General features: G+C 34.8%; 21 protein-coding genes. 18 read left to right on the plus strand and 3 right to left on the minus strand.

The window, feature by feature from the left end:
* Nucleotides 1-26 precede the first annotated feature (26 nt).
* The 3 genes from ACH6CY_RS07780 to ACH6CY_RS07790 all read left to right on the plus strand — a co-directional run bounded on the left by ACH6CY_RS07780 (nucleotide 27) and on the right by ACH6CY_RS07790 (nucleotide 2,617).
* Nucleotides 27-263: a hypothetical protein gene (locus ACH6CY_RS07780; protein ID WP_374066768.1), complete on the plus strand. Its 237-nt coding sequence runs from the start codon at nucleotides 27-29 to the stop codon at nucleotides 261-263.
* Nucleotides 264-338: 75 nt separating this feature from the next.
* The gene (locus ACH6CY_RS07785; protein ID WP_374066769.1) at nucleotides 339-1,655 is read left to right on the plus strand and encodes a DRTGG domain-containing protein; all 1,317 of its coding nucleotides are present in this window, start codon (nucleotides 339-341) and stop codon (nucleotides 1,653-1,655) included.
* Between the two features lie 17 nt (nucleotides 1,656-1,672).
* Nucleotides 1,673-2,617 carry a DHH family phosphoesterase gene (locus ACH6CY_RS07790; RefSeq protein ID WP_374066770.1) on the plus strand — a complete coding sequence of 315 codons (945 nt, stop codon included), beginning with the start codon at nucleotides 1,673-1,675 and terminating at the stop codon, nucleotides 2,615-2,617.
* Between the two features lie 103 nt (nucleotides 2,618-2,720).
* Here ACH6CY_RS07790 and ytrI read toward each other — a convergent pair whose 3' ends face one another.
* Entirely contained in the window at nucleotides 2,721-3,224 is a 504-nt protein-coding gene (gene ytrI / locus ACH6CY_RS07795) for a sporulation membrane protein YtrI (protein ID WP_374066771.1), read from the minus strand.
* Nucleotides 3,224-3,556, minus strand: coding sequence for a sporulation membrane protein YtrH (gene ytrH / locus ACH6CY_RS07800; RefSeq protein ID WP_374066772.1), 333 nt, complete (start codon nucleotides 3,554-3,556; stop codon nucleotides 3,224-3,226). Before ytrH ends, ytrI begins: the two co-directional genes overlap by 1 nt.
* Before the next feature lie 192 nt (nucleotides 3,557-3,748).
* On the opposite strand from ytrH, the gene dnaE reads away from it, so the two are divergent.
* The 7 genes from dnaE (at nucleotide 3,749) to ACH6CY_RS07835 (ending at nucleotide 13,871) form a co-directional block, all read left to right on the plus strand.
* A complete protein-coding gene (gene dnaE, locus ACH6CY_RS07805) occupies nucleotides 3,749-7,078 on the plus strand; it encodes a DNA polymerase III subunit alpha (protein ID WP_374066773.1) in 3,330 nt (1,109 codons plus the stop codon).
* A 168-nt stretch (nucleotides 7,079-7,246) separates the two neighbouring features.
* Nucleotides 7,247-8,425: an NAD(P)-dependent malic enzyme gene (locus ACH6CY_RS07810; RefSeq protein WP_374066774.1), complete on the plus strand. Its 1,179-nt coding sequence runs from the start codon at nucleotides 7,247-7,249 to the stop codon at nucleotides 8,423-8,425.
* Nucleotides 8,426-8,551: 126 nt separating this feature from the next.
* Nucleotides 8,552-9,415, plus strand: coding sequence for an acetyl-CoA carboxylase, carboxyltransferase subunit beta (gene accD, locus ACH6CY_RS07815; RefSeq protein ID WP_374066775.1), 864 nt, complete (start codon nucleotides 8,552-8,554; stop codon nucleotides 9,413-9,415).
* Nucleotides 9,412-10,362, plus strand: coding sequence for an acetyl-CoA carboxylase carboxyl transferase subunit alpha (gene accA / locus ACH6CY_RS07820; RefSeq protein ID WP_374066776.1), 951 nt, complete (start codon nucleotides 9,412-9,414; stop codon nucleotides 10,360-10,362). Before accD ends, accA begins: the two co-directional genes overlap by 4 nt.
* 228 nt (nucleotides 10,363-10,590) lie before the next feature.
* Complete coding sequence (pfkA, locus tag ACH6CY_RS07825) at nucleotides 10,591-11,550, plus strand: 6-phosphofructokinase (RefSeq protein ID WP_374066777.1); 960 nt, start codon at nucleotides 10,591-10,593, stop codon at nucleotides 11,548-11,550.
* A gap of 55 nt (nucleotides 11,551-11,605) precedes the next feature.
* Nucleotides 11,606-13,369: a pyruvate kinase gene (gene pyk / locus ACH6CY_RS07830; RefSeq protein ID WP_374066778.1), complete on the plus strand. Its 1,764-nt coding sequence runs from the start codon at nucleotides 11,606-11,608 to the stop codon at nucleotides 13,367-13,369.
* A gap of 109 nt (nucleotides 13,370-13,478) precedes the next feature.
* The gene (locus tag ACH6CY_RS07835; protein ID WP_374066779.1) at nucleotides 13,479-13,871 is read left to right on the plus strand and encodes an FxsA family protein; all 393 of its coding nucleotides are present in this window, start codon (nucleotides 13,479-13,481) and stop codon (nucleotides 13,869-13,871) included.
* A 6-nt stretch (nucleotides 13,872-13,877) separates the two neighbouring features.
* Here ACH6CY_RS07835 and ytvI read toward each other — a convergent pair whose 3' ends face one another.
* Nucleotides 13,878-15,026 carry a sporulation integral membrane protein YtvI gene (gene ytvI, locus ACH6CY_RS07840; RefSeq protein ID WP_374066780.1) on the minus strand — a complete coding sequence of 383 codons (1,149 nt, stop codon included), beginning with the start codon at nucleotides 15,024-15,026 and terminating at the stop codon, nucleotides 13,878-13,880.
* Between the two features lie 80 nt (nucleotides 15,027-15,106).
* Between ytvI and ACH6CY_RS07845 the strand changes: the two genes are divergently transcribed.
* The 8 genes from ACH6CY_RS07845 (at nucleotide 15,107) to ytaF (ending at nucleotide 24,851) form a co-directional block, all read left to right on the plus strand.
* Nucleotides 15,107-15,571, plus strand: a complete 465-nt coding sequence (locus tag ACH6CY_RS07845; protein ID WP_374066781.1) for a DUF441 domain-containing protein — start codon at nucleotides 15,107-15,109, stop codon at nucleotides 15,569-15,571.
* 169 nt (nucleotides 15,572-15,740) lie between these two features.
* Nucleotides 15,741-16,859, plus strand: a complete 1,119-nt coding sequence (citZ, locus tag ACH6CY_RS07850; RefSeq protein WP_374066782.1) for a citrate synthase — start codon at nucleotides 15,741-15,743, stop codon at nucleotides 16,857-16,859.
* A 43-nt stretch (nucleotides 16,860-16,902) separates the two neighbouring features.
* Complete coding sequence (icd, locus tag ACH6CY_RS07855; RefSeq protein ID WP_374066783.1) at nucleotides 16,903-18,174, plus strand: NADP-dependent isocitrate dehydrogenase; 1,272 nt, start codon at nucleotides 16,903-16,905, stop codon at nucleotides 18,172-18,174.
* 199 nt (nucleotides 18,175-18,373) lie between these two features.
* Nucleotides 18,374-19,072: a response regulator transcription factor gene (locus ACH6CY_RS07860; RefSeq protein WP_374066784.1), complete on the plus strand. Its 699-nt coding sequence runs from the start codon at nucleotides 18,374-18,376 to the stop codon at nucleotides 19,070-19,072.
* A complete protein-coding gene (gene pnpS / locus ACH6CY_RS07865; protein ID WP_374066785.1) occupies nucleotides 19,069-20,457 on the plus strand; it encodes a two-component system histidine kinase PnpS in 1,389 nt (462 codons plus the stop codon). The genes ACH6CY_RS07860 and pnpS overlap by 4 nt, the downstream gene beginning before the upstream one ends.
* 181 nt (nucleotides 20,458-20,638) lie before the next feature.
* Nucleotides 20,639-23,275, plus strand: a complete 2,637-nt coding sequence (gene polA, locus ACH6CY_RS07870) for a DNA polymerase I (RefSeq protein ID WP_374066786.1) — start codon at nucleotides 20,639-20,641, stop codon at nucleotides 23,273-23,275.
* A 15-nt stretch (nucleotides 23,276-23,290) separates the two neighbouring features.
* On the plus strand, nucleotides 23,291-24,127 hold the full coding sequence (gene mutM, locus ACH6CY_RS07875) for a DNA-formamidopyrimidine glycosylase (protein WP_374066787.1): 837 nt from the start codon (nucleotides 23,291-23,293) through the stop codon (nucleotides 24,125-24,127).
* A 91-nt stretch (nucleotides 24,128-24,218) separates the two neighbouring features.
* A complete protein-coding gene (gene ytaF, locus ACH6CY_RS07880) occupies nucleotides 24,219-24,851 on the plus strand; it encodes a sporulation membrane protein YtaF (RefSeq protein WP_374066788.1) in 633 nt (210 codons plus the stop codon).
* The last annotated feature ends 20 nt before the right edge of the window (nucleotides 24,852-24,871 follow it).

The following is a 24,871-nucleotide window of genomic DNA, read 5'->3' on the forward strand; positions in this document are numbered from 1 at the left end:
TAAAATTAGCATGTGGAGGGATTTCAATGAATCAAGAGAAACAATATGCTTTATTACGCCTTTTGTTAGCGTCATTTTTAATCTATATGGCTTATCCTTCGTTAAAATTACAAACCACTAGTACAGCTCATTTATTTTGGTTTAGTTGGTTTGGCTTTTTCTTATTAGTGATTGGATCTAATTTAGCAATTGTATTGAAAATAAATCATCAGTCACACCATTCTACAGCAGAATTGAATGTACCTACAAAAATGAAAAATTGATACTAGCAACACTTATCTGTATAATAACACTAGGGAATCATAATATTAGTACAGATAGAAAGAATGGTGAAAACCTTGGCTACAAAACATGAACAGATTCTATTATTCATAGAATCACTCAAGGTAGGAAATAAAATCTCAGTAAGACAAATCGCTAAAGAACTAAACGTTAGTGAAGGGACAGCTTACCGAGCGATTAAACAAGCAGAAACACAAGGGCTAGTGAGCACGATTGAACGTGTTGGCACCATTCGAATTGAACAGAAGAAAAAAGAAAACTTTGAGCACCTTACGTTTGCCGAAATCGTTGGTATTGTCGATGGTCAAGTATTAGGTGGCAGGGAAGGATTATATAAAACACTACATAAATTTGTTATCGGTGCAATGAAACTAGATGCCATGATGCGCTATACTGAAAAAGACTCACTTTTGATTGTTGGTAACCGTGTAGAAGCACATGAATTGGCTATTAAAGAAGGAGCAGCTGTATTAATAACTGGTGGTTTTGATACAGATGATCATGTAAAACGTTTAGCAGATGAAAAGAAACTTCCTATTATTTCAACTAGCTATGATACCTTCACAGTAGCGACCATGATTAACCGGGCGATTTATGACCAATTAATTAAAAAAGAAATTGTATTAGTTGGAGATATTTTCACTTCTTATGAGGATACGCATTACTTATTTGGTAAGGATACGTTGGAAACGTGGTATCAATTAAATGAGCGTACCACTCATAGCAGGTATCCAGTTATAGATGATCAGAATCGAGTAGTTGGTATTGTAACTTCAAAAGATATTATCGGTAAACAACATCATCTGTTGATTGAAAAAGTGATGACAAAAAATCCAATGACGGTATTAATCGAAACCTCCTTAGCTTATGCGGCACATATGATGGTTTGGGAAGGTATTGAAATTATGCCAGTAGTGGATAATCACAATAAATTACTTGGTCTTATCTCTAGGCAAGATGTATTAAAAGCTTTACAACATGTTCAAAGACAACCACAAATTGGTGAGACGATTGATGATATTGTTACAAATAGGTTAACTGTAGTTTCTGATGACATGCAAGTAATTTCCTTTCGTTCGGATGTCACTCCTCAAATGACAAATGCATTAGGAACACTTTCTTATGGTGTACTTGTTTCGTTCGTGACCGAGGCTGGTAGTAGGTTGATTAGACAATTAAAAAAAGGAGATTTAGTAGTTGAAAATATCTCCGTATATTTTATTAAGCCGGTTCAGATCGATAGCACACTAGAAATACGGCCTCGCTTACTAGAAATCGGGCGAAAATCTGCTAAAATTGACATTGAAGTATATAATGAAAAAGATATTGTAAGTAAAGCTATTCTAATTGCGCAATTAATTGATCGTTACTAGTAAAAAGAGGTGAAGCAATGAACGATAAAGACGCCATTATAAAAAAAATTAAAGAATATAATCGAATTATTATTCATCGACACGTTCGTCCAGATCCAGATGCTTACGGTTCTCAAGTTGGACTAGCTAAGATTATTCAGTCGAGTTTTCCAAAAAAAGAAGTGTTTGTCGTCGGTGATGATGACGCTGGTCTCTCCTTTCTTGCCACTATGGATGACATAGCCGATGATTTATATGAAGATGCATTAGCTATAATATGTGATACTGCTAATATAGCAAGGATTGCAGATCAGCGCTTTAGCAGTGCAAAAGAAATCATTAAGATTGATCATCACCCAGAAGTAGATGTATATGGTGATATTTCATGGGTTGATACGAATGCTAGCTCAACAAGTGAAATGATTGTTGACTTGTTTAAAACATTATCAAATCAAGAGTTGCGTATGCCGGCTGAAGCAGCTAGATTGCTGTATAGTGGTATAATTGGAGATACAGGAAGGTTTTTATTCCCTAGCACAACGGAAAAAACATTTCAATATGCAGCAGAATTAGTTAGTTATGATTTTAATCGAACACAATTATATAACGATTTATACAAAACATCGTTGAATATTGCGCGTCTAAAAGGATATATATTACAACACTTCACGATGTCATCCCAAGGGGTCAGTGCGATAAAAATCACAAAAGAAGTGTTGGATGCACATGGGCTTACAAGTGAACAAACAGGTAGTATTGTTGGTGTTTTAGGTGATATAGAAGGAATAAAAGCTTGGGTGATTTTTGTGGAAGAAGATGATTTAATTCGGGTGCGTTTACGATCAAAAGGCCCTGTAATTAATGAAATTGCAGCGGAATTTAACGGTGGGGGTCACCCCTTAGCAGCAGGAGCAACGATTTATGATTGGAAAGATAGTGAAAAAGTAATAGCAGCATTAGAAAAAGCATGTCAAAATAATTAGTTGTATGATAAACACCTATATCAAACAAGTATGATCGTTTTAAGCTTGTATGATATAGGTTTAAATATATTCTCTAGTTATCTATAGATCACAGGTTATAGCGTTAGTTTGCAAGGTTTAACTTGATGTGAACTTCTAGTGTTTCTTTGATAAATAGATGCTGTACATTAGCTTGGTAGGAAAAGTTATGAATTCTATAGATTTTATTTTCAAGTGTTCGAATTAAAAAAGAATAATTTTTAGATAAATCATCTACTTCTTTTCCAATTGCTTCATTTATTTCCAGTTTAATGATTTCTTCAAATTCGCGAATGATCAAATCATCTAAGTCTAGTTGTTTTTGATTTAATATAGTTATCTCTATAGATGATACAGTTGTTCTTTGTTGATAACGCTGATCCAATTGTTTATTATTTTCTTCTAATGCTTTATAGTTTGATTTGATCTCTTGTAATTGCGCACGAAGCTCTAAGTTTTCTTCAACCCAACCTTCATAGAGTTGTCCATACATATAAACAAAAACAAAGAAAGCAAGGATAGCTCCAACGAATGTTCCAGCTAAAAAGCGTTGCCAGCTCTCTCGTTTGTAAAAAGGTGGGATATGCATTACTCAATTTCCTCTTGAATAAACCATTCTATAACAAGCAGAGCAGTTTGTACTCCGCCCATTGCAGTAATAATAATGATAATTTGTTTTAACATATCGATCGTTGATCCTTCAAAAATGCCTCTCTCAAAATTAGAGATGGCATCAAATGTTCCTCCAATTGCTGCAACAATCGCCCATATACGTAAGCTTTTTGCAATCCTCCCCATTAAGGTAAGAGGAGGTTCTCCAGTTGCGAATGCTCCAATGCTTCCGATAAATGCACCACCGATAACGACACCTAGAGCAATGAAATAGCATTGCATCATCGATCCAAGAAAGCGTTCTTCCATTATTACTGACCCCTTTATTTGAAAAAATAATGTGGCAAGTATAAACTAAAATTAATAGTTTTTTTAAAAAATAATTGCTGTTGTTATAAAATATATGAAACAGATCAACAACGTATGTTATTGATTTTACGTAACGAAGGAATTAGTTATAATAATAGATAATCATGTCTGCAACGGAAAGAAGGGAATACATTGGCATTTTCTCATTTATTTGTTCGTAGTGGTTATAGTTTTATGAAAAGTACAATTAAAATACCACAATTAATAGAAAAAGCAAAACAACATAATATGCAGGCTGTTGCATTAACAGATGAAATGGTGATGTATGGAGCAATTCATTTTTATCAGCTCGCTAAGCAAGCGGGGATAAAACCAGTTCTAGGTATGGTTGTCCATGTACATGAAGAAGATGGGCAGGCTTATTCTTGTATTACACTAGCTCGAAACATTAACGGGTACAAAAATTTACTAAAGCTTAGTTCCTGGATACAGTTAGAAGAAAAAAAATCGATAACATTAGAAGAATTACAGCATTATATAGAAGATATCCGTGTTATTATACCTGTAAGTCATACGCGAATAGCTACAATGCTCGAGACAAATGATCAAGCGTCAATTGTGTTATACATAAAACATTGGAATGAATTATTAGGAACGAATGTGTACGTAGGAGTACAAAGAAATGAACGAAAGCATTTTTCTATTTTAAAACAAGTAATGGAGGACTTACCTAATCAGGCTATTGCAATCAATGATGTGTGTTATTTAGAAGAAGACGATTATCAAGCATATACGTGTTTGCAAGCAATGGATAAAGGCACAAAATGGTCTGTGAACGAAGATGCAACATGGAATAAGCAATATTTTTGCTCAGAAGAGGAACTGAAAACATGGTTTTTAGATTGGCCTGAGATTGTCAATGAGACAGATGAACTTGTTAGGGAATGTAACATCACATTGCCATTGTATGATCCTGTATTACCTAAATATCCTGTCGAAGAAAACCAATCAGCGGTTGAGCAATTAAGGAAGTTATGTGAACAGGCATTGCCGGTAAAATACCCCGATCCAAACGAAATAGTAAAAGCGCGTGTAAATCACGAATTAGCAGTAATTGAACAAATGCAGTTTAGTGATTATTTTTTAATTGTTTGGGATTTTATTGCTTATGCAAAAAACAACGGGATTATGGTTGGTCCAGGTCGTGGCTCAGCAGCAGGTTCAATTGTTGCTTACTTATTAGATATAACAGAAGTTGATCCGATCGAGTATAATTTGCTTTTTGAAAGATTTCTAAATCCTGAGCGTGTGTCAATGCCTGATATAGATATTGATTTTTCTGATCATCGAAGAGATGAAGTGATTTCGTATGTTCGTGATAAATATGGGGAAAATCATGTAGCACAAATCGGAACGTTTGGGACTTTTGCGACTCGATCGATTATAAGAGAATTGGCAAAAATAATGGATATATCAGCGGAAGACATTTCTTTTATTTTAAATGAAATTCCTAAACAAGGCACTTATTCCATAGCGAATAGTGTAAAAGCTTCACCAAATTTAATCAACTATATTAAAGAGTCGTCCAAATTACAACGACTGTTTAAAATTGCCACAAAATTAGAAGGGTTACCACGACATTTATCTACTCATGCTGCAGGCTTAATTATTAGTGAAGAACCTTTAGTTAATCGTGTAGCATTAACGAAAGGGCAGGAGGGCATCCATTTAACGCAATTTGCAATGCATGATGTAGAAGCTATCGGCTTGTTGAAAATTGACTTTTTAGGATTGAGAAACCTTTCATTAATTGAAAAAATTGTACACTCAATCAAAAAATATGAAAACATACAAATTAAATTAAACGAACTCCCACTTCATGATATGAAAACATTTACTTTGTTACAACAGGCATTTACAAATGGAGTGTTTCAATTAGAATCACAAGGTATGCAACAAGTACTTCGTAAATTAAAACCTACAGCATTTGAAGATATTGTTGCAGTAAATGCACTTTATCGTCCAGGTCCTATGGAGTTTATTCCTACTTATATAAATCGTAAACATGGTAAAGACAAAATCGACTATTTACATCCAGATTTAGAACCCATTTTAGCATCTACCTATGGTGTATTAGTTTATCAAGAACAAATAATGCAAATTGCCAATCAATTAGCAGGATTTTCACTTGGACAAGCAGACATTCTTCGTAGAGCAGTAAGTAAAAAGAATAAGGATGAAATGAACCAATTGGAACATGCTTTTGTACAAGGCTGTAAAAATAATGGCTACCGTTCTGATTTAGCACAAAATTTGTTTGCATGGATTGTTCGTTTTTCTAATTATGGCTTTAACCGAAGTCACGCAGTAGCATATAGTAAAATTTCTTATCAATTGGCATATTTGAAAGCCCATTATCCAACTTATTTTATTGCAGAAGTACTAAGCAGTGTAACCGGACATCAGGATAAAATAAGGTTATATATATATGAAGCAAAAATGCTTGATATAAAAGTATTACCACCATCAATTAATAAAAGTTTTGGCAAATTTAGTGTTGCTAAGCATGATATCCGAATGGGATTAGGGGCAATCAAAGGGGTTGGATATCAAGTTGTTAAAGAAATTGTTCACGTTCGGAAGAATAAGCCTTTCACTAGTTTATTTGATTTTTGTATGCGTGTTTCTTTGAAAACAGTGAACCGGTCTGTAATAGAATCTCTTATTTTAGTTGGAGCCTTTGACGAATTGTTAGGTGATCGAGCATCGTTGTTAGCTACAATTGATCAAGCATTGGAACAAGCAGAACTTTTCAATGAATTTGCAGATCAATCCTCTTTTTTCGAGAATGAGCTAGAATTAGATGATGACTATGTTAAGGTAGTACCTTTTACAACGATTCAACAATTAAATGCTGAAAAAGAATTATTAGGCGTGTATGTTTCAAATCATCCACTTTTATCATATCGAAAACAATTAAACAAACAGGGATATTTAGTTTTGACAAACGTGAAAGATCATATAGGTGAAAGAAACAACAAAATGGTTGGAATTGTTCAAAACATTAAGGTAATACGGACAAAAAGAGGAGAGCGTATGGCTTTTTTAACTATATCTGATGAGTCTTATGAATTAGACGCAGTAATATTTCCAGATCAATACCGTCAAGTGAAAAAATGGTTGAGAGAAGAAATGTTTATTGAGATAAAAGGTAAAATTGAATGTCGAAATGGTAAGACGCAAATCCTAATTTCTAAGGCGAATCCTTTTGATTTCTCAACAATAGATAAAGATAATTCCCGAATATATATTAAGGTTGATGCACAAGAGGAAACCGATGCTTTACAAAAGTTAGCGGAAATAGCAAAAAAATATCCAGGGAAATCAGAAGTAATGATTTATCATGCTCCCAAAGGAAGAACATACCAATTAACGTCTTATTATGATTTATCATTAGAAGAAAGTTGTTTGTCGTCATTATACGACATGTTTGGTCGAGAACGTGTTGTAGTAAAAAAATAAAAGGAAATGGGTATTCAGTTAGAACTTTACAGGCATCTTCGATCTGCTATAATGGAATAGTTATTTGTATGATAATATATGAACGATATTGTCTTTATTTTAAACCGTTAGCAAGAAAAAGGTGTGCATGTTTCTTGTGATAAATTTCTTTAAAAGGAGAACGCTAGTATGTCTACGTTAAAAGATCAAGCTTTAGTAATGCATCAAAGATATAAAGGAAAGCTATCCGTTCAATCAAAGGTAGCAATCAAGACTCAAGATGACCTGAGTCTTGCATATTCACCGGGAGTAGCAGAGCCTTGTAAACAAATTGCTGAAAATGATAATTTAGCGTATACCTACACTATGAAATCAAATATGGTAGGTGTAATTACGGATGGTTCAGCTGTTTTAGGCTTAGGAAACATTGGGGCTCAGGCTGCTTTGCCTGTAATGGAAGGTAAAGCAATCTTATTTAAAAATTTTGCGAATGTTGATGCTTTTCCTATTTGCCTTGATACACAAAACGTAGATGAAGTGATACAAACTGTAAAATTAATAGCTCCGACATTTGGAGGAATTAATTTAGAAGATATTTCTGCCCCGAATTGTTTCTATATTGAAGAAACTTTAAAAAAAGAATTAGACATCCCTGTTTTTCATGATGATCAGCATGGTACAGCAATTGTCACCGTTGCAGGTTTATTTAATGCCCTTCGTTTAGTTCAAAAAAGTTTTGAAACCATTAAAGTTGTCGTGAATGGGGCAGGGGCAGCAGGTGTCGCTATTGTGAAATTACTTGATTATTTTGGAGTCAAAGATATTATTCTATGTGACTCAAAAGGTGCGATTTATCAAGGAAGAGAATCAGGTATGAACGCAATCAAAGAAGACATTGCAACTTACACAAATCGCTCCTGTCAAAAAGGTAATCTAGCAAAGGTGATGCAAGGAGCCGATGTATTTATCGGTGTGTCACTCGGAGATCTAGTTTCAGAAACGATGATACAAACGATGAGTGAACAGCCAATTGTGTTTGCGATGGCAAACCCAGATCCTGAAATAAAACCAGAATTGGCAATAAAAGCAGGTGCATATATTGTAGGTACAGGTCGATCTGATTATCCGAACCAAGTAAATAATGTTTTAGCATTCCCTGGGGTATTCAGAGGTGCGCTAGATGTACAAGCATCAGATATAAATGAGGAAATGAAAGTGGCGGCAGTGAAAGCAATTGCCACTCTAATCGATGAGGAAGATTTACACCCCGAATATGTTATCCCAAATCCATTTGACGATCGAGTGTCTTCGAGAGTTGCTCAAGCAGTGGCGGAAGCAGCGATACAATCTGGTGTAGCAAGACAATAAAAAATATTCCTCTATGTCGATTATTTACAGCAGAATTAATAATAAAATTACAAATGATATATATCATTTGAAAACATATACTAAAAAAGACGTTTTGTTAATTTGTATAGATAGGAGGAATTATCCTTGCTAATAAAAAACTTTTTTGTGAAGAAGAAAAAGTATGCCTCTATTCCAAGTGAGAAGGCTAAACAAGAGATTCCACAAGGTTTAATGCAAAAATGTGAAGATTGCCAGAAGATATTTTATATAAAAGAATGGTTGAAACATTTAAATGTATGTCCGGAATGTGGTTACCATCATAAATTACCAGCATATGACCGGATTAATAGTTTAATGGATGAAGGTACATTTGAAGAATGGGAGCAGCATGTCACATCAAAAAATCCACTAAACTTCCCGAGTTATGAAGAAAAGCTAAAAAAAGATAAAGAAAAAACAGATCTAGTAGAAGCAGTTGTCACTGGTAAGGGGAAAATTGATGGCTATTCTACTGCAATTGCAGTAATGGATGCTCGTTTTAGAATGGGGAGCATGGGTTCAGTAGTAGGAGACAAAATTGCTAAAGCAATTGAACGAGCAAGAGAATTACAAATTCCAATTATACTATTTACCGCATCGGGTGGAGCTAGAATGCAAGAAGGAATGATTAGTCTGATGCAGATGGCTAAAACTTCTATTGCTGTTGAACGATTCCACCAATCAGGAGGGTGTATGATTGTAGTAATGACAAATCCAACAACAGGAGGAGTTTCTGCTAGTTTTGCTTCTATAGGTGACTATCAATTTGCAGAACCTGGAGCATTAATAGGTTTTGCAGGAAGAAGAATTATTGAGCAAACAATAAGAGAAAAGCTACCGAAAGATTTTCAAACGGCAGAATTTCAACTTGAGCATGGTCAAATCGATAAAGTAATACCTAGAAGTGAATTAAAGCAAAGTTTGTCTGCTATATTAGATCTTCATCAAGTTAGGGGCGATCAAACTTGAAGCAAGTACTAGAATTTGAAAAACCAATTGTAGAACTTAGAGAAAAAATTAGTGAGCTAAAAAAACTAACAAAAGGTAGTGAAATGGATTTATCTAGTGAAATACAAACATTAGAAAAAAGATTAGAGAAATTAGAATCGGATATCTATAGTAATTTAAACCCATGGGAAAGGGTTCAAATTGCAAGACATGCCAACCGCCCAACAACACTAGATTATGTGAACTTGATTTTTACTGATTTTATTGAATTACATGGGGATCGTTTATTTGGTGATGATCCATCTATTGTAACTGGTATCGCGAAATTCCATGACATGCCAGTAACTATCATTGGACATCAACGAGGGAAGAATACAAAAGATAATATTTATCGGAATTTTGGTAGTCCGCATCCAGAAGGGTATCGAAAGGCATTAAGACAGATGAAGCTAGCTGCGAAATTTAATCGTCCAATCATTACTTTTATTGATACAAAAGGGGCGCATCCTGGTAAAGCGGCAGAAGAAAGGGGACAAAGTGAAGCCATTGCTCGCAATTTGATGGAGATGGGGGCATTACAAGTACCCATTATATCTGTAGTTATTGGAGAAGGTGGTAGTGGAGGAGCGCTAGCAATTGGTGTGGCGGATCAACTGCATATGCTAGAAAACGCTACATATTCTGTTATTTCTCCAGAGGGTGGGGCAAGTATTCTTTGGAAGGATTCAAAATACGCAGAGAAGGCGGCAGAATCTTTAAAAATTACTGCATCAGATTTGAAAAAACTACAAATAATTGATCAAGTTATTCCTGAACCACAAGGTGGTGCGCATCGGGATGAACAAAATCAAGCGGAGCAAATTGCTAAGTACATTAAACAGTCGTTGACGGAATTAAAACAGCTAACACCAGAGGAATTAATTGAAAAAAGATGGGAAAAATATAAAGCAATTGGGTTGACTGAATAATTCTTAATTAGCTATAATCTTTTCTCTATTACGATTTGTGTATCGATTTTTCTAAGTGTTTTTGAATAATTAATGAAAATCCTATAGAAAAGCAGTGAATTGTTGTATTTAGGGGTGAGATTATTCTCTCTTTCATGTATAATTTGATATGGAATCAACCATACTTTTTATTTATGCGTGTCTACATTTGTACAAGTGTACAAGAATTTTTTAGTTGAGGTGATTAAGATGAAAAAAATCGGAATTTTAACTAGTGGAGGTGACGCTCCAGGAATGAATGCCGCTATTCGTGCCGTTGTACGAAAAGCGATTTTTCATGAGATGGAGGTTTACGGAATCTATAATGGCTATCAAGGGTTAATGGAAGGTAACATTAAACAATTAGGCATCGGCTCTGTTGGTGATATTATACAACGAGGTGGGACTATTCTATATTCCGCACGATCTGAAGCATTTAAGACAGAAGCAGGTCAAGAAAAAGCAATTGAACAATTAAACAAATTCGGTATTGAAGGCTTAATTGTTATAGGTGGGGACGGTTCTTTTCAGGGTGCTGTGAAGTTAACTGAAAAGGGATACCCTTGTATTGGTGTGCCTGGTACAATCGATAATGATATTACCGGTACTGATTTCACAATTGGATTTGACACAGCATTAAATACTATCATTGATGCGATTGATAAGATTCGTGACACGGCCACCTCGCATGAGCGTACATACGTCATTGAAGTGATGGGAAGAGATGCTGGCGATTTAGCGCTATGGGCTGGTTTAGCTGATGGTGCAGAGAGTATTCTAATTCCTGAAAAACCTCATGATTTTGATATGGTCATTGACCGTTTACAAAAAGGGCAGCAACGAGGTAAAAAACACAGTATTATTGTTCTTGCTGAAGGTGTCGGCAACGGAATGGACCTTGGAAATAGAATTCAAGAAGCAACGGATATGGAAACAAGAGTGACTGTATTGGGACATATTCAACGTGGTGGTAGACCTACAGGGTTTGACCGCGTTTTAGCAAGTCGTCTTGGTGCTAAAGCAGTTGATCTACTGCTGGATGGGAAAGCAGGACGTATGGTAGGTATTGAAAACAACAAATTGATTGACCATGATATTAAGCATATACTGACAAGCAAACATGAATTAGACATGGACATGGTTCATTTAGCAAATCAATTATCTATCTAATTCATGCCAGACTAAATTGTTATTAGGTTGCATATCTTAAGGAGGAAATTTTACAATGAGAAAAACAAAGATTGTATGTACGATTGGACCAGCTTCAGAATCAGTGGAGCAGTTAGTTCAATTAATTGAGGCTGGAATGAACGTTGCAAGACTTAACTTTTCCCATGGAGACTTTGATGAGCATGGTCAAAGAATTAAAAATATACGAGAAGCTTCGGAGAAAACAGGTAAAACTGTTGCAATTCTCCTGGATACGAAAGGACCTGAAATTAGAACTGGAGTTATGAAAGATGGTCAAGTAGAAATCACTAAAGAAGATAACATTAACATTTCTATGGATGATACAGTACTTGGTACATCTGAAAAATTCGCTGTAACGTATCCTGAACTAATTAACGATGTCCATCCAGGTTCAAAAATATTGTTGGATGACGGGTTAATTGAATTAGAAGTGGAAGAAATTCTTACAGACAAAAATGAATTAAAAACAAAAGCATTGAATTCAGGAATTCTTAAAAATAAAAAAGGTGTTAACGTCCCTAATGTAAGTGTGAACTTGCCAGGAATTACAGATAAAGACGCAGCTGATATTAAATTCGGAATTGAGCAAGGTGTAGATTTTATTGCTGCTTCTTTTGTCCGCCGTGCATCTGATGTATTAGAAATCAAAGAATTATTAGACAAGCATAATGGGTCGTCAATTAATATCATACCAAAAATTGAAAACCAAGAAGGTGTGAATAACTTAGATGCGATTCTTCAAGTCAGTGATGGTTTAATGGTTGCTCGTGGTGATTTAGGGGTAGAAATTCCTCCAGAAGATGTACCATTAGTTCAAAAAGAAATGATTCATAAGTGTAACATTGCTGGTAAGCCAGTTATCACTGCGACACAAATGTTAGATTCAATGCAACGTAATCCAAGACCAACACGTGCGGAAGCTTCTGACGTAGCAAATGCGATTTTTGATGGCACAGATGCAATTATGTTGTCAGGTGAAACGGCAGCTGGAGACTATCCTGTAGAAGCTGTACAAACAATGAGCAATATCGCGATGAAAGCTGAAACAGGAATTGATCATAAAACAATATTAGACAATTTATCAAAATATAGTGATATTACAATCACAGATGCAATTAGTCAATCTGTAAATCACTCCGCGATGAATTTAAATGTTGATGCAATTTTAACACCAACTGTAAGCGGACATACTGCACGGATGATCTCTAAATATCGTCCAGAAGCACCAATTATTGCATTAACATTTGATGAAAAGGTAAGTCGACGTCTTGCGCTTGTTTGGGGAGTTCAATCAATCCATGGTCAACTAGCATATTCTACAGATGATGTTTTGGATCATGCTATTCAAAGAGGGCTTTCAACTGGTCATTTCAAACGTGGGGATCGTGTGATTATTACAGCAGGTGTTCCGGTCGGTGAAAGTGGTACAACTAATCTGATGAAAATACATGTAATCGGTGATGTGCTTACTGACGGTCAAGGTGTTGGAAAAGGTAGTTGTTTTGGAAAAGTAGCTTTAGTCAAAAATGCTGAAGAAGCTAAACAAAAGGTTTCAAATGGTGACATTCTAGTTACTTATGGAACAGATAAAGATATGATGCCTGCTCTAGAGAAAGCAAGTGGAATCATAACAGAAGAAGGCGGTTTAACATCACATGCTGCTTTAGTAGGTCTGGATCTAGGCATTCCTGTCATTGTAGGTGTAAAAAAAGCAATGAATGTTTTAGAAGATGGATCAGAAATTACGATAGACGCCAAAAAAGGTGATATTTATGAAGGACATGCGAGCATACTATAAGGATAAAAAAACTGAAACACTAATTTATTTTGTTTATTAACTAATTCATTTGGAGTTGTCTTTATGACAACTCCTTTTAACCATCTGCTTTAACAGGAGGGAAAGTAAAATGTTTCGTTGGTTATTCCTATTAATTCTTGTAGTACCAGCCTTAGAAATTGGTATTTTTGTTTGGGCAAGTAATATTATTGGTGGCTGGTGGGTTGTTTTTTGCATTTTATTAACTGGAGTGCTTGGAGCATACCTTGCGAAACGAGAAGGTTTACAGACGCTTCGTCTCGCCCAAATTGAAATGAGCAATGGTCGTCTCCCTGCTGAACAGATTTTTGATGGTGTCTGTATTTTAATTGGCGCTGTTGTACTTTTAACACCAGGTTTTATTACTGATACCATTGGTTTTTTCTTATTACTCCCTTTTACAAGAACACCATTTAAACATGGATTGCAACAAGTGTTACGGACATTACTAAACAAAGGTACCATCACAATTTTCCGAAGATAGTTGATTCTACAAGCTCCCGTCCTTAATATATTTCCAAACGCATGTTGTTAAGCCAGATTGATGAAGTATTTGTAACGATATAGTTAATAATGGAGCAATAAGAATACCTATCATTCCGAAAAATCTATAGGATATAAATGTTATCATCAATATAAGTAAAGGATTAACCCCGATATGTGTTGCCATTAATTTCGGTTCTGTTATTTGCCTTTGTATAATGACAACTCCATACAGAATGGCTAATGGAATGGTTAGTGAATAATCTCCAGTTAAAAATAAATATCCAATCCATGGAATGAAGAACAAGCCAGTTCCTACATAAGGAATGAAATCTACTAGACCAATTAATAACGCTAAGGTGAAGGCAAAATCCACTCGAATGATTACAAATCCTAGATAAATAATAGATGTAGAAATAAATGTTAAAAGTAATTGAGCTTTAAAATAACCTAAAAAAGCATGTTTAGTTGCCAAACCAATTGATGGAATGATGTTTTTTAAAAACGAAGGTAAATATAGCTGATACCATTCTTTAAGCTTGTACCATTCTTTACAAATAAAAAATGTTCCAAGTAATATAAACATACAAATAGAAAAAAAAGCAGGTATAGCTTGTAAAGCTTTTATGAAGCTAGTAAACATGGTTTCAATAAAACTTGCACTGGTTTCTGTCAACTGCTGCATAGACTGTTGTAATTGTTGGGTAATTGCTTGTTGTTGTGATTGCTCTAATGCATCAAATTGATTCATTAGTCTGTTGTAAAAAGGAATAATGTGATTTTCTAGTTGCAATTGAACAAATTGCGCTAACGTGTTTATGTGTACAGGGATATGTTTTGATAAATACTTAAAAGCTTGAATTGATTCCATCGTACTACATGCAATGAATAATGTAATAAGTATGAAAATACCAACAATGATAAAAAAACAGGCTACGCCCCGAGAGACTGGTAACGTTTTTTCTATAAAATGAATGGGTTTAATAAGTAATATAGCTAGTAGAAACGCAATGACAAATGGATAAATATAAATGATCGTGAAGTATACAACAGTAATTGTTATTAGAAAAATGATAACGACATGTAACAGACGTAATAATCGAAGAACGGTAGGATGAGAATGCATATTAATCGCTCCAAAAATAGTATCTATCATAAAGATATTTTCCATTTGGACAAAATATGTGATAATATAAAAATTAATCGCCCTTTAAATGATTTCTTGGAGGCGTGTGCATGTTTAATCAGTCAACTGTGTTTTTATTAATTTTATTTGCTTTGGGATACATTGGTAAGAATCAATCAATTATGATTGCAGTTTACATTTTGTTAGGAATTCAATTGTTTAAAATGGATGATAAATTGTTTCCCTATATACAGGATAAAGGGATGTTATGGGGAGTAACAATCATTACGATAGCCGTTCTTGTACCAATTGCCAATGGTGAAATTGGCTTTAGTGATCTTTTATCAAGCATTAAATCTTACTACGGATGGATCGCATTAGGTGCTGGCATGTTTGTTGCCATTGTAGCAAGGGGAGGATTAGATTTACTGGCAAATGATCCACACTTGACTACAGCATTGGTAATGGGGACGATTTTAGCAGTTGTTTTTTTCCAAGGTGTTGCAGTAGGCCCGCTAATTGGAGCAGGTATTGCATATATGGTTATGCGTATGGTTGATTTCTTTATCCCTTAACAGCTTACTTGAAAAAATAAAACATTTTGCATTTCGATTATATGGTCTACTGTATGGACACAAGTAAAAAAGTGTTAACAGGAAGACTTTTTGAAATAGGGCGAATATTCAAAAAACGCTTGACTCCATTTGTTAAGTCGGAAATGCGAAAGTAAAGGAGGGGAATGCAATGTCAACTACCAAGGGGCTAGAAGGAGTCATTGCGACAGAATCATCAATTAGTTCGATCATTGATGATCAACTAACGTATGTTGGCTATCAAATTGATGATTTAGTGAAATATGCTAGTTTTGAAGAAGTTGTTTATCTGCTATGGCATAAAAAGCTTCCAACACAAACTGAGTTAAATACGTTTAAACAAACGATTGCATCTAATATGGAAATTCCGGATGAGATGATTCAACATTTACATATGTATGATCTTTCTAGTGTACATCCTATGGCTGCATTACGTTCGGCAATATCTTTACTTGGCTTGTACGATCCAGAAGTGGAAAATATGAATCATGATACCAATATTCGTAAGGCCATTCGATTACAGGCGAAAATTTCGACTATAATTGCTGCGTTTTCACGGATACGAAATGGAAAAAAGCCAATTCCACCTAGAAAAGATTTGAGTTATGCGTCAAACTTTTTGTATATGCTTCGTGGTATGGAGGGGAATGATCTTGAAATAGAGGCTTTCAATAAAGCTTTAATCCTACATGCAGATCACGAATTAAATGCATCGACTTTCACTGCTCGAGTATGTGTAGCAACGTTATCTGACCTGTATTCAGGTGTAACTGCTGCTATTGGTGCTTTAAAAGGCCCGCTTCACGGTGGGGCTAATGAACAAGTCATGCGAATGTTAACAGAAATTGGCGAAGTAGAATATGCCATTCCTTATATTAAGAAAAAATTAAAGCATAAAGAAAAAATTATGGGAATGGGTCATAGAGTGTATCGAACTGGTGATCCTCGAGCAAAGTATTTGAAAGAGATGTCAAAGCAACTAACAAATAAAACTGGCCAATCTAAATGGTATGATATGTCAATTAAAATCGAGACATACATACAAGAAAAAAAAGGATTGCCGGCTAATGTTGATTTTTATTCTGCATCGGTTTACCATTGCCTTGAAATTCCTCATGATCTATTCACACCAATATTTGCGATGAGTCGTACTTCTGGTTGGTTAGCGCATATTTTAGAGCAATATGACAATAATCGTTTAATTCGTCCGCGAGCAGAGTATGTTGGTCCAATATCCCAACGATTTATTTCTTTGGAAGAACGTCAATAGACGATATATTACAAAAATGATTATACTTAAGGGGGACATAAACATGACTAAAGGTGAAAAAATTACCGTAACAAACGGTGTTGTTCAAACACCAAATAACGCAATTATTCCATACATTGAAGGAGACGGAACCGGACCAGATATTTGGGATGCTGCTAGTAAAGTAATTGAGTCTGCAGTCGAAAAGGCATATAACGGTACGAAATCCATCGTCTGGAAAGAAGTCTATGCTGGCCAAAAAGCTTTCGACAAAACTGGAGAATGGTTACCAGAAGAGACATTAAATACGATTAGAGAATATAAAATTGCCATAAAAGGACCATTGACTACACCAATTGGTGGTGGGATTCGTTCATTAAACGTAGCTCTCCGTCAGCAATTAGATTTATTCACTTGTCTTCGTCCGGTGCGTTACTTTGATGGTGTTCCTTCACCAGTAAAACGTCCAGAAGACACAAATATGGTTATCTTTCGTGAAAATACGGAAGATATTTATGCAGGAATTGAATGGCAAAAAGGTTCAAATGAAGTGAAAAAAGTTATTGACTTTTTGCAAAATGAAATGGGAGTAACGAACATACGATTCCCTGAAACGTCCGGCATTGGTGTAAAGCCTGTGTCAGAAGAAGGAACAAATCGTCTTGTTCGTGCAGCGATTGAATATGCGATTAAAGAAGGTAGAAAAAGTGTGACATTGGTGCATAAAGGGAATATTATGAAATTCACAGAAGGTTCCTTTAAAAACTGGGGTTATGCATTAGCTGAGGCTGAATATGGAGAAAAAGTGTTTACATGGGCTGAATATGATCAAATTGTTGAACAAGAGGGACGTGAAGCTGCTGATAAAGCGCAAGCAGTCGCTGAAGCCTCAGGCAAGATTATCATTAAAGATGCAATTGCAGATATATTCTTGCAACAAATCTTGACACGTCCAAAAGAGTTTGATGTTGTTGCTACAATGAACTTAAACGGTGATTACATTTCAGATGCACTTGCTGCACAAGTTGGTGGAATTGGCATTGCACCTGGAGCGAATATCAATTACGAAACAGGACATGCAATTTTTGAAGCTACACATGGCACTGCACCAAAATATGCAGGATTAGATAAGGTAAATCCATCTTCTGTGATCCTTTCAGGTGTACTAATGCTTGAACATTTGGGTTGGAGAGAAGCTGCTGATTTAATTACAAAAGCAATGGATAAAACCATTGGTTCAAAAGTGGTAACATACGATTTTGCTCGTATGATGGAGAATGCAACAGAAGTAAAAACTTCTGTATTTGGACAAGCATTGATTGATAATATGGATTAATCAAAAAACTGTTACATGGATAAAATGAACCCATGTAACAGTTTTTTTATGAAATAAACAGTTGAATATAAATGCAATGTAAATTCTGTAAAGTATTTTTTACAATGATATTAGCGACTTTATCCGATTACTGTATTCACTTTATTCATGCTTCATTGTATGATAAAAAGAAAGCTAGTTAGAAAAGAGGGAATAATACATGAACGAAAAGGTATTAATAGTAGATGATGAAGATTCGATTGTAACTTTGCTACAATATAACATTGAAAAAGCAGGATTTCAGACGGATGTTGCTTATACAGGAAAAATCGGGTTAGAAAAAGCAATGTCAAATAAGTTTGATATAATTTTACTTGATTTGATGCTTCCAGAGCTAGATGGTACAGAAGTTTGTAAAAAATTAAGACAGAAGCAAATCGACACACCAATCTTAATGCTAACAGCAAAGGACGATGAATTCGATAAAGTGTTAGGACTTGAACTGGGAGCGGATGATTATTTAACAAAACCATTTAGTCCTAAAGAGGTAGTGGCTCGCATTAAAGCAATATTACGTCGGACGAATAAAGAAGATAAAGACAGCCAAACACAAACAATTGAAATAGCAGCATTGACAATCTATCCTGAACAATATGAGGCAGTTGTTCATGGGAAATTATTAACCTTTACTCGAAAAGAGTTTGAATTACTACTATATTTAGCAAAACATAAAGGAAAAGTTTTATCCCGTGATCAATTATTAAGTGCTGTATGGAACTATGATTTTGCTGGTGATACCAGAATTGTAGATGTACATGTGAGCCACTTAAGAGATAAAATTGAGCCTGATACGAAAAACCCTATTTACATAAAAACGATTCGAGGCCTTGGATACAAAATGGAGGAACCTTCTTCATGAAACAGTCAGCATTAAAGCTTTTTTTAAGTTATGCCTTTGTCGTAGCACTTGTATTATTTGGAATGGGCTTTATTATTATACCGTTAGTGATGAACGATGAGAAATGGATTGTTTTATTAGTATTACTTGGCGGGTTTATTATTTTTTTAATTATGATTCATCAAATTATTGATCGGTATATTAAACCAATACACTCTGCTGCTACAGTTGCAGAACAACTTGGTAAAGGTAAGTACCATGTTCGGGCTTATGAATCTTACTATGGTGATGTGGGAAACTTGGGAAATGCATTAAATGTGTTAGCGAGAAACCTTCAGGAAATGACTGTGCAAGAAAAAATTCAAGGGAATCAACTGCGAACTGTTATTGATAACATGGAAAGTGCTGTTATGCTGATTGATGAACGAGGCTATGTTCATTTAGTGAATAGAAAGTTTCTTCAACTTTTCTCTAAATCTAGAAAAGATTATGTTGGTTTTTTATATTACAACGTGTTGGAACAAAAGTCTATTCATCGAGTTGTCCAAGAAGCTTTTTTATATGAAAAAAAAGTGAAAAATGCTTTTACAATAAAAATGGATATCGAAAAAAGATATATTGAAATTGTCAGTGCGCCAATTTTCAATGAATACAAAGCGCTAAAGGGTGCTGTATTAGTTTTTCATGATATTACGGACTTAAAGCGTTTAGAACAAACAAGAAAAGATTTTGTAGCAAATGTTTCGCATGAATTGAAAACACCGATAACATCAATAAAAGGTTTTGCAGAAACGTTATTGGATGATGATTCAAGTGATGTCATGATTCAAGAGAAATTCTTAAAGATTATCTACAAAGAAAGTGATCGGCTTCAAGCATTAGTTCATGATTTATTAGAGTTATCAAAGCTAGAAAAAGAAGAAATGCAATTAAATTACCGTCAAGTTCAGCTGACTGAAAATATTAAACAAGAAATTATTCCAATCATTCAGCATCAAGCTGACAAAAAAATGATTCAGTTTAATGTTGACCTTTCAGAAGGATTAGTAATTGAAGGGGATCTTGATCGACTAAAACAAATTTTTATTAATTTGTTAAATAACGGTATTAATTATACACCTAAAGGTGGTACGGTCAATTTTGAAGTGAAAGAAGAGAATACAATGATCGTAATTGTAGTAAGAGATACTGGGATAGGTATACCAGAAGATAAGTTGAGTCGTATTTTTGAACGATTTTATCGTGTGGATAGAGATAGAAGCCGAAACACCGGTGGTACAGGATTAGGACTTGCTATTGTCAAGCATATTGTTGAAGCACATAAAGGGAAAATACAAGTAGAAAGTAAACTAGATCATGGAACAACTGTTACGATCGAACTTCCTAAATTAAAAGCAGTAAAGTAAAAGAAGAAATTAATATTTCTTTATTAAAATAGTTATTATATTCGGAATAAATTCTTACCTCACCTATACGAAGTTTGTTCATTCGGGGGTGAGGTTTTTTCTATTTTTCGTTAAACATGATAGAATAATAAAGACTATTCATTCGTTTACATACGATCAACTTGAAAAGGAGTTTATTATAATGCGTAATAAATTAGTTTTAATTGATGGAAATAGCATTCTTTATCGTGCGTTCTTTGCTTTACCTCTTTTAAATAATGATAAAGGGGTCTACACAAACGCAGTATACGGTTTTACAACTATGTTAATGAAAATTTTGGAAGATGAAAATCCAACACATATCCTTGTTGCATTTGATGCGGGAAAAACTACTTTTCGCCATGAAACATATAAGGACTATAAAGGGGGAAGGCAGAAAACACCATCAGAATTAGCTGAACAATTCCCACTTGTAAAACAACTGTTAGAAGCTAGTTCTATTAAACATTATGAATTGGAGAATTATGAAGCGGACGATATTATTGGTACGTTGGCTAAAGTAGGAGAGGCGAATGACTTTGATATTCGTGTTATCTCAGGAGATAAGGACTTGTTACAGCTTGTTTCTGACAAGACACAAGTACAATTAACTAAAAAAGGTCTGAGTGACATAGATGCATATACACCCACTTTTATGATGGAAAAAATGGAAGTATCTCCTGATCAAATTATTGATATGAAAGCTCTAATGGGGGATAGCTCAGATAACATTCCTGGCGTGCCGGGTATAGGGCAAAAAACTGCAGTGAAGTTATTGAAACAGTTTGCTACATTAGAAAATGTGTTTGACCATGTCGATGAAGTGAGCGGAAAGAAATTAAAAGAAAAATTAGAGAATCATCAAGACGATGCAATAATGAGTAAACAATTAGTTACAATCAATTGCCATTCGCCGATCGAACTCGAATTGGATGATACACTGTATCCTGGGTATGACCCTGAAAAGTTAAGTGAATTTTTTAAAGGTTTAGGATTTCAATCTTTGTTAACAAGAATTTCTGGAACTACAAACGCAAATGAAAATACGCTAGCCCAATTAGACGATATAGAAGTTGAAATAATGGAGCAAATCTCTGATAGTATATTCAGTGGAACGGTTGCATTAACAGTAGAAATGTTAGCGGATAATTATCATGTAGCACCGATTGAGGGGTTCGGCATTACAAATCAGGATAAAACATATTTTATTCCTACAGATGTAGCATTAAGATCATCTATATTTAAACAATGGGCCGAGGATCCTTCCAAGAAAAAATGGGTCTTTGATGCAAAAAAAGTAACGGTTGCATTGCAACGTGAATCAATTGATATTAGAGGAATCGTTTTTGACTTATTATTAGCTTCGTATTTGATTAACCCTTCTGAAAATCATCATGATATTCCTGCAATTAGTAACAGAAGAGGTTATAATCAAGTTTTGTATGATGAAGAGGTCTATGGTAAAGGCGCAAAACAAAAACTTCCAAATCAAGAACAATTAGCAGATCATGTAGGAAGAAAAACATCCATGTTATTTACTTTAAAAGCTGAAGTAGAAAAAGAATTAGAGGAAAACCAGCAATTAGAATTATTGTATGAATTAGAGCTACCACTTGCATTAATTTTAGGTAGAATGGAAGCTTTAGGTGTTTCTATTGATAGAGCACAATTAGAGACAATGAAAGATGAATTAAAAATACGTTTGGATAAAATTGAAGAAGAAGTGCATGAGTTGGCAGGAGAAACATTTAATTTGAATTCGCCAAAACAACTAGGTCCCATTTTGTTTGAAAAATTAGAGCTACCAGTAATTAAGAAGACTAAAACAGGCTATTCTACTTCTGCTGATGTATTGGAACAATTACAAGAAAAGCATCCGATCATCCCGAAATTACTATTGTATCGTCAATTAGGAAAGCTGCAATCTACTTATATTGAAGGCTTATTAAAAGTTATTCATGAAGATGGAAAGATTCATACACGATTTAATCAAGCGTTAACACAAACAGGCCGATTAAGCTCAACAGATCCCAACATGCAAAACATACCAATACGTTTAGAGGAAGGAAAAAAAATAAGAAAAGCTTTTATTCCATCTAAAGATAATTGGGTTATCTTTGCTGCGGACTATTCTCAAATTGAGTTACGTGTGTTAGCAGACATTGCTAAAGATGAAAAATTACTGCAAGCATTTAAAGACGATATGGATATTCATACACGGACAGCAATGGATGTCTTTCATGTCACAGCTGACCAAGTGGATAGTAACATGCGACGACAAGCAAAAGCAGTAAACTTTGGTATTGTTTATGGTATTAGTGATTATGGATTGTCACAAAACCTTGGAATCACAAGAAAAGAAGCAAAGGCATTTATTGATCGATATTTCGAAAGCTATCCTGGTGTGAAAACGTACATGGATGATACTGTTAGGGAAGCGAAACAAAATGGCTTTGTAACTACAATCATGCACCGTAGACGTTATCTTCCTGATATAACGAGTCGAAATTTTAATATACGCAGTTTTGCAGAACGGACAGCGATGAATACACCTATTCAAGGTAGTGCAGCAGACATTATTAAAAAAGCAATGATTGATTTGGAGCATGCCTTAGAAAGAGAAGGACTGCAGGCTCGTATGCTATTGCAAGTACACGATGAACTAATTCTTGAAGCACCTGATGAAGAAATAGAAGTATTAAAGCAATTAGTACCAAAAATAATGGAAGAAACAGTATCACTATCTGTTCCATTGAAAGTAGATTACACTTATGGAACAACATGGTTTGATGCGAAATAAGAAAGAGGATTCGATATGCCAGAATTACCTGAAGTAGAAACAATCAGAAAAACATTAAAAGAGCTAGTAGTCGGTGAAACCATTCAACAGGCAACAGTGACTTGGCCTAAAATAATTAAGCATCCGGATGATGTACAGCGATTTACTGAGTTAATAAAGGGTGAGTATATTAATGATATTCGTCGCAAAGGTAAATTCTTATTATTTGAATTAACCAATTATACACTTGTTTCTCATCTAAGAATGGAAGGGAAGTATGGTGTGTTTAAACCACATGAGGAAACAAATAAACATGTTCATGTTGTGTTTGACTTTGAAAGTGGAAAACAATTACGTTATCAAGATGTTCGGAAATTTGGTACGATGCATTTGTTTCCTAAAGAGGAAGCAGAGGATCAGAAGCCTTTAAGCCAACTAGGACCTGATCCATTTGAAGAGACATATGCAATGGAAAACATTATTCCAGTCATTCAAAAGAGTGGTCGAGTAATAAAAAATATATTGCTAGATCAACAAGTAATTGCAGGATTAGGAAATATATATGTAGATGAAACTTTATATAGAGCGAAAATACACCCATTACGTAAAGGGAACTCACTTACTGACTTGGAATTGAAAAGCATTTTGAAAGAGGCAAAACAAACTTTAAAAGAAGCAATGGAACAAGGTGGAACAACGATACGATCTTATATCAATAGTCAAGGTCAAATTGGTATGTTTCAACAGCAATTGTTTGCCTACGGTCAAGAAGATACGCCTTGTAAACGCTGTGGATATCCTATTAGCAAAATGAAAGTTTCTAATCGAGGTACACATGTTTGTGAAGTTTGCCAAAGGTTTCCTAATAGTTAACTAGGAGCAAATGATTTGATGCACGCCCAAATACTCCTTCCATATACTATTCATATAGTATAGTTGTAAAGTTAGGAAGGGGTATTTGTTAATGACACCGATACTTATGATGCTATTGCTTACTTTTGCAGTGAGCGTGGATAGTTTTTCTGTTGCTTTAACATATGGCTTGCGGGATGTTTGGCTTTCTGTACGCTCCATTATTATTATTGGCGTGATTTCTGCCACTGTATTTTTCATTGCTATGCTCATAGGTAATGCTATTGCAATTTTTATAACACCGATTGCTGCAAATATAATTGGTGGTCTATTATTAATTTGTATAGGTATTTGGGTATTAACTTCCGTATGTAAATCAAATGATTCACAAGCTAATAAAACGCGAATAGAATGGAAAATTGAAATAAAATCACTCGGTCTAGTTATTCAAATTCTTAAAAAGCCTTTGTTAGCTGATATGGATAAATCCGGTAACATCACTGGGATGGAGGTAATCCTTTTAGGTATCGCATTGTCGCTAGATTCTTTCGCAGCCGGAACGGGATCTGCTTTAGTCGGTTTGCCAATTATACTTTCAGCAATAAGTGTTGGTTTAGCTACAAGTACATTTCTATTTTTAGGGTTGCAAGCTGGAAAGAAACTGGCGAACTACAAGGCGTTTACACGTTTAAATATATTACCAGGAATTCTTTTAATTTTAATTGGAATTATAAAGATGGTGTAAGGATATGAGAAAGGGTGGAC

It is taken from the genome of Paraliobacillus sp. JSM ZJ581 (assembly GCF_044383835.1).
Classification (GTDB): Bacteria; Bacillota; Bacilli; order Bacillales; family Amphibacillaceae; genus Paraliobacillus.